The organism is Citrobacter sp. MGH110, assembly GCF_001037515.1.
GTDB lineage: Bacteria > Pseudomonadota > Gammaproteobacteria > Enterobacterales > Enterobacteriaceae > Citrobacter > Citrobacter portucalensis.
The window spans coordinates 812,585-820,991 of sequence record NZ_KQ089831.1 but is presented as its reverse complement, the minus strand read 5'-3'; the positions used below and the strand labels follow the sequence as shown (position 1 = coordinate 820,991).

At 50.2% G+C, this 8,407-nt stretch carries 6 protein-coding genes and 1 rRNA gene; 1 reads left to right on the top strand and 6 read right to left on the bottom strand.

The window, feature by feature from the left end; translation table 11 throughout:
- Window positions 1-97, top strand: a 5S ribosomal RNA gene (gene rrf / locus SK38_RS19925); the annotation flags it as partial.
- An 87-nt stretch (window positions 98-184) separates the two neighbouring features.
- Here rrf and SK38_RS19920 read toward each other — a convergent pair.
- From SK38_RS19920 to SK38_RS19895, 6 genes are all read right to left on the bottom strand, one after another.
- Window positions 185-943, bottom strand: coding sequence for an amino acid ABC transporter ATP-binding protein (locus SK38_RS19920; protein WP_003025300.1), 759 nt, complete (start codon window positions 941-943; stop codon window positions 185-187).
- A 7-nt stretch (window positions 944-950) separates the two neighbouring features.
- Complete coding sequence (locus SK38_RS19915; protein WP_048236883.1) at window positions 951-2,054, bottom strand: amino acid ABC transporter permease; 1,104 nt, start codon at window positions 2,052-2,054, stop codon at window positions 951-953.
- A gap of 9 nt (window positions 2,055-2,063) precedes the next feature.
- Window positions 2,064-3,245, bottom strand: a complete 1,182-nt coding sequence (locus SK38_RS19910) for an amino acid ABC transporter permease (RefSeq protein WP_048236882.1) — start codon at window positions 3,243-3,245, stop codon at window positions 2,064-2,066.
- Between the two features lie 69 nt (window positions 3,246-3,314).
- Complete coding sequence (locus SK38_RS19905) at window positions 3,315-4,340, bottom strand: amino acid ABC transporter substrate-binding protein (RefSeq protein ID WP_048225761.1); 1,026 nt, start codon at window positions 4,338-4,340, stop codon at window positions 3,315-3,317.
- A gap of 461 nt (window positions 4,341-4,801) precedes the next feature.
- Complete coding sequence (locus SK38_RS19900) at window positions 4,802-5,023, bottom strand: lipoprotein (RefSeq protein WP_003025292.1); 222 nt, start codon at window positions 5,021-5,023, stop codon at window positions 4,802-4,804.
- Between the two features lie 270 nt (window positions 5,024-5,293).
- Entirely contained in the window at window positions 5,294-8,407 is a 3,114-nt protein-coding gene (locus SK38_RS19895) for an efflux RND transporter permease subunit (RefSeq protein ID WP_008785975.1), read from the bottom strand.

Here is an 8,407-nt window from a genome sequence, read left to right as displayed (position 1 = left end):
TGGTCCCACCTGACCCCATGCCGAACTCAGAAGTGAAACGCCGTAGCGCCGATGGTAGTGTGGGGTCTCCCCATGCGAGAGTAGGGAACTGCCAGACATCAAATAAGTGAAAAGGCCATCCGAAAGGATGGCCTTTTTGCATTTATACGCGGAAATCCACCGGAACTTTATCCGGCATATATATTTAATGAATAACCTGCGATAAAAACGCGCGAGTGCGTTCCGATTTGGGGTGAGCAAAAAACTCATCCGGTGGTGCCTGTTCCACAATCTCGCCAAGATCCATAAAGATCACCCGGTCAGCTACTGTGCGGGCAAAGCCCATTTCATGGGTTACACATAGCATGGTCATGCCCGATTGCGCCAGGCCTATCATGGTATCCAGCACTTCTTTTACCATTTCAGGATCCAACGCTGATGTGGGTTCATCAAATAACATGATTTTGGGTTTCATACACAGCGAGCGTGCAATGGCCACGCGCTGTTGTTGTCCACCAGAGATTTGCCCGGGATATTTATGTGCATGTTCGGCAATGCGGACCCGCTCAAGGTAGTGCATTGCCAGTACTTCAGCCTCTTTTTTCGGCATCTTTTGCACCCAGATAGGCGCCAGCGTGCAGTTTTGCAAGACAGTTAAATGAGGAAAGAGATTAAAGTGCTGAAAGACCATGCCAACTTCTTGTCGGACGCGCTCAATATTGCGGATGTCTTCATTGAGCTCAATCCCATCCACTACTATGCGTCCTTGCTGATGTTCTTCCAGATGGTTAATACAGCGGATAGTTGTCGATTTACCCGAACCGGAAGGCCCGCATAATACGATGCGCTCTCCCTGTTTTACCTTCAGGTTGATGTTTTTCAGGACATGAAACTGTCCGTACCATTTGTTGACGTTTTCCAGCGTAATCATCGCGTCGGTAGACGGCATTAATAATTGGCTCATAAATTCCTCAGTGCGGTGTACGCCCGGTGTTAAAACGTTTTTCCAGATGCTGGCTGTAACGCGACATACTGAAACAGAAGATCCAGTAAATCAGTGCAGCGAAAACATATCCTTCTGTCGACATACCCAGCCACGCAGGGTCCACAGTTGCCTGCTGCACGCTACTGAAGAGATCAAACAGACCGATGATGATGACCAGGCTGGTATCCTTGAACAGGGCGATAATCGTGTTAACCAGACCCGGGATAACCAGCTTGAGGGCTTGCGGAAGAATGACCAGCCCCTGAGTTTTCCAGTACCCTAGCGCCAGTGATTCAGCGGCCTCATACTGACCTTTCGGTAGGGCCTGTAACCCTCCGCGAACCACTTCTGCGACATAGGCCGACTGGAAAAGAATAACGCCGACCAGCGCCCGGATAAGCTTGTCGATACTGGTTCCTTCGGACATAAACAGAGGAAGCATGACCGAGGACATAAACAGAACAGTAATCAACGGTACACCGCGCCAGAACTCAATGAAAATGACGGATAAAACCCGCACGACTGGCATATGGGAACGACGTCCCAACGCCAGTAAAATGCCCCATGGAAGCGCGCCTGCAATCCCCACGGATGCAATAATAAGCGTCAGTGTTAATCCGCCCCACTGCCGGGTTTCTACGCGTTCAAGTCCGAAAAAACCACCGTACATCAGCCACCAGACGACAATCGGATATATGACTGCCCAGATAGCGATATAACGGCCACGGTGGGGAATGGTTTTCCAGAACATCGGAACAATAGAAGCCAGACCAATTATCAGGGCCAGATTTACGCGCCAACGCTGATCGTGTGGATAAAGCCCATACATGAATTGCCCGAAGCGTTCATGGATGAACACCCAGCAGGCTCCGGCTTTGGTACAGTCTGCCCGGGTAGAACCGACCCAGTTGGCCTGAAAGAATACCCAGTTCAACAGTGCCGGGAGAAATGACCAAATCAGCCATACGCATAGCAGGGTGAGCAGGCTATTTGACCAACTGGAGAACAGGTTTTTACGCACCCAGAGTAGACAGCGGCTTGCCGGATTGCTGCGCTGGCGCGAGGGGTGAGACAGCAGTGCTTTTGTCATCATGGCTCCTTAGCGCTCAATCAGTGCAATACGGCGGTTATAAATATTCATCAGCAAAGAAATACTCAGACTGATGATCAGGTATACCGACATGGTGATGGCGATCGTTTCAATGGCTTGCCCTGTTTGATTGAGTACCGTGCCGGCAAACAGTGAAACCATGTCCGGGTAGCCAATGGCGGCTGCAAGAGAAGAGTTCTTGACGATATTCAGGTACTGGCTGGTCAGTGGGGGTATGATGACGCGTAGCGCCTGTGGAATGATTACCTGGCGTAGCGTCACCGGATTTGGCAGACCCAGCGAGCGTGCGGCTTCATGTTGGCCGTAAGGAACGGCCTGAATGCCCGCCCGAATAATTTCTGCAATAAATGCCGAGGTATATACCGAAAGCGCCAGAGTCAGTGCCGCCAGTTCAGGAATAAGCACCATACCGCCACGGAAGTTAAAACCACGGAGCGCGGGAATATCCCAGTGAAGCGCAGCGCCAAACATCCACTGTGAAATCACCGGTAAAAGTACGATCAACGCCAGAGCCGTGGGCCAGGTCCGACGTAGCTGACCGGTTTTGGTCTGATGCATTCTGTTGAAGCGAAATAATCCGATGGTGACGACGAGAGCGATAACGACAGCGGTACAAAAGGCAAAAAAACCTTCTCCCATTTGCGGGGACGGAATATAGAGCCCCCGGTTACTCAGGAACATCAAATCCAGCGCGTTAACGGCCTGGCGTGGGCCGGGCAGATTACGTAATACGGCGAAATACCAGAAGAAGATCTGCAGCAGCGGCGGTATATTGCGGAACGTTTCGATGTAGATCGTCGAGAGCTTTCGCAATAACCAGTTATCTGACAGGCGTGCCAGCCCGAGAAAGAAACCGAGAATTGATGCGAAAACAATGCACAGTGCTGAAACTAACAGCGTATTGAGCAGGCCGACCACAAAGACACGACCATACGTATCGCCTTGCTCGTAATCGATCAGATGCTGGACAATGCCAAATCCGGCGCTGCGATCGAGAAAAGAAAACCCCGAGGTAATACCGCTATTGTTCAGGTTATTTATCGTGTTATGAATGAGATAGACCGCAATGCTGATAACCGCAATGACGGCGAGTATTTGAAATAACCAGGCGCGGACCGCAGGGTTAGAAAAGGATAACGATCCTTTTACGGTTGAGCGGCGATGGAACATAAGAAAACCTCAGTAACTATGACTCTGGGCTGAGCGCCGCAGTTGCGGCGCCCGTTACATCACTACGCATTAGCGCACCGGTGGCGCATACTGAATGCCACCGTTATTCCAGAGGTTGTTCTGTCCACGTTTGATCTTCAGCGGACTTTCCGATCCAACGTTACGTTCAAAGATCTCCGAATAGTTACCAACCTGCTTGATAATGTTGTAGGCCCATTTGTTATCAAGCTTCAGATCCTTGCCATAATCCCCTTCTTTACCCAACAGGTGTGCCATATCCGGTGTTGCTGGATTAGCCGCTTTGTCATCGACGTTTTTCGAGTTAACACCCATTTCTTCCGCATTTAGCATGGCGAACAGCGTCCAGCGAACAATGGAGAACCACTCATCGTCCCCACGACGTACGACAGGTCCCAGAGGTTCTTTAGAAATAACTTCTGGCAGGACGATCCATTCCGCAGGATTGCTCAGCTTGATGCGTAGGGCATACAGCTGAGACTGGTCGGAAGCCAGCGTATCGCAACGTCCAGATTCCAGAGCTTTGGCTGATTCATCCGAACGGTCAAAGGTGACGGGGGTGTACTTCATCTTGTTGGCTTTAAAGTAGTCGGCCACGTTTAGTTCGGTATCGGTTCCCGCCTGAATACAGACCGTTGCACCATCCAGCTCTTTAGCGCTCTTCAGGCCTGCTTTATTGTGGGTAAGAAAGCCAATGCCGTCGTAATACGTTACACCAGTGAAGGACATGCCCATACCGGCATCACGAGAAGAGGTCCACGTGGTATTACGAGAGAGCATGTCGACTTCACCAGACTGTAATGCGGTAAAGCGTTCCTTGGCGGTGAGCGGGGTATATTTTACTTTACTATCATCGCCAAATACGGCGGAGGCAACGCCACGACATACATCAACATCAATACCCGAGAACTTGCCGCTTGCATCGGCGTAAGAAAAGCCAGGCAAGCCATCGCTGATCCCACATTGCACAAACCCTTTTTTCTTTACGGCATCAAGTGTTGCGCCGGCATGTGCCTGATTTGCAACAGCAAGCAGCACACCGGCCGCAGCCAGGCTGGCGATTATCATCTTTTTCATAGAGCATCCTGTGTGGAGGAATTATTGTTATGGAAACGTTCTGAAAACGTCTTTTACCTGTCTGTGGCTTTGGCCATACTCTTTTAAGCAAAGGTAGTGCCAGTTTTTTTGCGCCTGATTATTCGACGCAATATGCAGAGTGTAGACAGGAAAAAATAAATGCAGCGCCCTGAAGTGGTGCAAAATTGAAACGTAAGCCACATTTCGGCGCAAAAAATTTAAAAATCAGACAGGACGCGTGATAACGATTTCTGGCGTTAATATTAATGACGTGAGAATAATGAAAAGAAAATGTGGTGTTACGAAAAACAGAAAAAATGCTAATTTCAAATCGCGGATGTGTGAGTGAAATCTATAATAATTTTATTACATGTCAGGTTCTATTAAGCAACGTTTTGTCTTATATGTAGATTTTATGCTTATTGCTAAAAGCGCGGTAATAACCGCGCTTTTAATATGATTTATTTGGTCAGGGCGACAATCCCAAGCGTCAGTCCGGCAACGGCTGCAGCACCACCGGCGATGGCTCCGGCTGTTTCCCAGTTATCCTGGGTGGTGCCTTTCATACAGGTATTGGTATGAACCAGGCGTCCCTGATCGTCGTATACAGGTACGCAAGGAGAATCGTGTGCACAGCCAGCCAGGAATGCGGTAAGCAGTGCAACGGATATTAATCTTTTCATGGTGTTACCTCAAAATAAGCGTTTCGCTAATTAAGCAAAGACAAACGCTAAGCCATCTGCGAACTCGGCGATTATTTTACCACTTCTTAAAAAAGGACTGACATGAGGAATAATCTCAATTCATGTGGATTGTAAAAATAATGGATAAAAAGAAAGGCTGCAGGCGAGTTTAGAGGGATAGTTTAAATGAAATAAATGGCTATCTTACTAATAAATAAAGAGGAGCATCGTAGGTGAAAAAGGCGTCCGTAGACGCCTTTATTTTACAAATTAATCGTTGTGCCGACTAAAACGCCGTCTTACGACAACAAAGAAGACGGGGACGAAGAAGATAGCCAACAATGTTGCGGTCAGCATTCCTCCCATAACACCGGTACCGACCGCATTCTGCGCACCACTACCTGCACCGTGACTGATAACCAGAGGCATAACCCCCAGAATAAAGGCCAGGGATGTCATCAGGATAGGACGAAGACGCATGCGCGATGCCTCCAGCGTCGCTTCAATCAACCCCTTGCCTTCTTTATCCATCAGGTCTTTGGCAAACTCGACGATCAGGATGGCGTTCTTAGCCGAGAGGCCGATTGTGGTTAGTAAGCCAACCTGGAAATACACATCGTTATTCATCCCACGCAGTGATGCTGCTAACAATGCGCCCACAACACCGAGCGGTACAACCAGCATCACCGAGAAAGGAATAGACCAGCTTTCATACAATGCGGCAAGGCAAAGGAAGACAACGATTAGTGAGATGGCATACAGCGCAGGAGCCTGGTTACCCGACAGTCGTTCCTGATAGGACATCCCCGTCCAGTCATGACCAATACCGTTTGGCAGTTTTTCCGCCAGGCTTTCCATTAGCGCCATTGCTTCACCGGTACTTCTGCCAGGCGCTGCTTCTCCCAGCAGTTCCATAGAAGGCATACCGTTATAGCGCTCCAGGCGCGGTGAGCCGTAGATCCAGTGTGCGGAACTGAACGTGGAGAACGGAACCATTTCGCCATTGGCGCTACGGACATACAGATTATTGATGTCCTCCGGTAACATACGGAATTTGGCATCGGCTTGTACGTACACTTTTTTCACGCGACCACGGTCAATGAAGTCATTGACGTAATAGCCGCCCAGCGCAGCTGAGATGGTTTCGTTGATATCAGACAGTGAGACACCAAGCGCTTGCGCTTTCTCCTGATCGACATCCAGCTTGAACTGTGCGGTATCCTCGAGCCCGTTTGGACGCACACGAACCAGCAGGTCAGGGTGTTTGGCAACCATGCCCAGCAGTTGGTTACGTGCCTGGGTTAGCGCAGCATGCCCCAACCCGCCCTGGTCAATCAGCTCGAAGTCGAAGCCCGTCGCGGTACCCAGTTCAACGATGGCTGGCATGTTGAAAGGGAACACCAGACCATCACGAATCTGACTAAACGCTCGGGTAGCGCGGGCGATAATTGATTCAACGTTATTTTCGTTACCGCTACGTTCTTCCCAGGGCTTGAGGCTGACGAACGCCATCCCTGAGTTTTGCCCCTGGCCGCTGAAGCTAAAGCCGTTAACCGTAAAGACGCTTTCAACGTTGGCTTTTTCATTGTTCAGGTAGTAGTGGGTGACCTGATCCAGCACCTTCTGGGTGCGTTCTTGCGTGGCGCCTGCAGGAAGTTGAATCATCGTCAGGAAGACGCCCTGATCTTCCTCTGGCAGGAAGGAGGTTGGCAGGCGCATAAACAGCACCGCCATCCCGATGACGATTATCAGGTAGACGACCAGGTAACGCCCAGTTTTACGCACAATACCGCTGACGCTATTGGTGTAATGATTGACGCTGTGATCGAATTTGGCGTTGAACCAGCCAAAGAAACCGCTTCTTTTCTCGTGATGTTCAGCTGATACCGGCTTCAGCAACGTTGCACAAAGTGCGGGAGTCAGGATCAGCGCGACCAGTACTGAAAGCGCCATGGCGGAAACGATGGTGATGGAAAACTGCCGATAGATAGCCCCGGTTGAACCGCCAAAGAAGGCCATCGGGATAAATACCGCAGACAGCACCATGGCGATACCAACCAGTGCTCCCTGTATTTGTGACATGGATTTTTCCGTCGCCTCTTTGGGCGGCAGATGATCCTCCATCATCACGCGTTCCACGTTTTCCACCACCACTATCGCATCATCGACCAATAGACCGATGGCGAGCACCATGCCGAACATCGTCAGGGTGTTTATTGAGTAGCCAAACGCAGCAAGCACGGCAAATGTGCCCAACAATACGACAGGTACGGCGATGGTCGGAATGAGCGTTGCCCGGATGTTTTGCAGGAACAAATACATGACCAGGAACACCAGCACGATCGCTTCAAACAGTGTTTTTACCACTTCATGAATGGAGATGGTCACAAATGGCGTCGTGTCGTACGGGTAGACCACCTTCATTCCCTGCGGGAAGAATGGTTGCAGTTCAACCAGCTTGGCTTTAATCGCGTTCGCGGTATCCAGCGCGTTTGCCCCGGTTGCCAGCTTGATCCCAAGGCCGGATGCAGGCTTACCGTTAATACGCGCCACGACGTTGTAGTTTTCCCCGCCTAACTCGATACGTGCGACGTCTTTCAGGTGAACAACCGAACCATCGCTGTTCACGCGTAAAGTCACTTTGCCGAACTCTTCAGGGTCTTTCAGTCGCGTTTGCGCAATGATAGAAGCGTTAAGCTGCTGGTTAGGTAATGCAGGCGTCCCCCCTAACTGACCTGCGGCAATCTGATCGTTCTGTACCTTCAACTGATTGATCACATCAACCGGCGTGAGCTGATATTTGTTCAATAAGTTTGCATCCAGCCAGATGCGCATGGCGTACTGTGCACCAAACAGCTGCACGTCACCCACGCCATTCAGACGGCTGATTGAGTCTTTAACGTTCGAAGCGACGTAGTCGGAAATGTCATCCTGTGTGGTTTGTGGGTTGTCAGAAACAAAACCCGCAACCATCAAAAAGCTGCTGCTGGATTTCTCGACGCTGATCCCTTGCTGCTGAACTTCTTGCGGCAGTAGCGGAGTGGCGAGTTGCAGTTTATTTTGCACCTGCACTTGTGCGATATCGGGATCGGTACCGGACTGGAAAGTCAGTGTAATAGTCACACTCCCGGCCGAGTCGCTGGTGGAGGACATATACATCAGGTTATCGATACCATTCATATTCTGTTCGATAACCTGTGTGACTGTATCCTGAACCGTCTGTGCATCTGCACCAGGGTAGGTGGCAGAAATGGCGACCGCAGGAGGCGCAATGGTCGGGTACTGTGCCACGGGCAGTTGCATGATTGCCAGAGCACCCGCCATCATCAGAATGATAGCCAATACCCAGGCAAAGATAGGACGCCTGATAAAAAAGTTAGCCAT

Excerpts from the sequence above, each read along its gene's own strand:
- SK38_RS19915 (WP_048236883.1), bottom strand. The coding sequence starts at position 2,054 with ATGACAAAAGCACTGCTGTCTCACCCCTCGCGCCAGCGCAGCAATCCG.
- SK38_RS19910 (WP_048236882.1), bottom strand. The coding sequence starts at position 3,245 with ATGTTCCATCGCCGCTCAACCGTAAAAGGATCGTTATCCTTTTCTAAC.
- SK38_RS19905 (WP_048225761.1), bottom strand. The coding sequence starts at position 4,340 with ATGAAAAAGATGATAATCGCCAGCCTGGCTGCGGCCGGTGTGCTGCTT.
- SK38_RS19900 (WP_003025292.1), bottom strand. The coding sequence starts at position 5,023 with ATGAAAAGATTAATATCCGTTGCACTGCTTACCGCATTCCTGGCTGGC.
- SK38_RS19920 (WP_003025300.1), bottom strand. The coding sequence starts at position 943 with ATGAGCCAATTATTAATGCCGTCTACCGACGCGATGATTACGCTGGAA.
- SK38_RS19895 (WP_008785975.1), bottom strand. The coding sequence starts at position 8,407 with ATGGCTAACTTTTTTATCAGGCGTCCTATCTTTGCCTGGGTATTGGCT.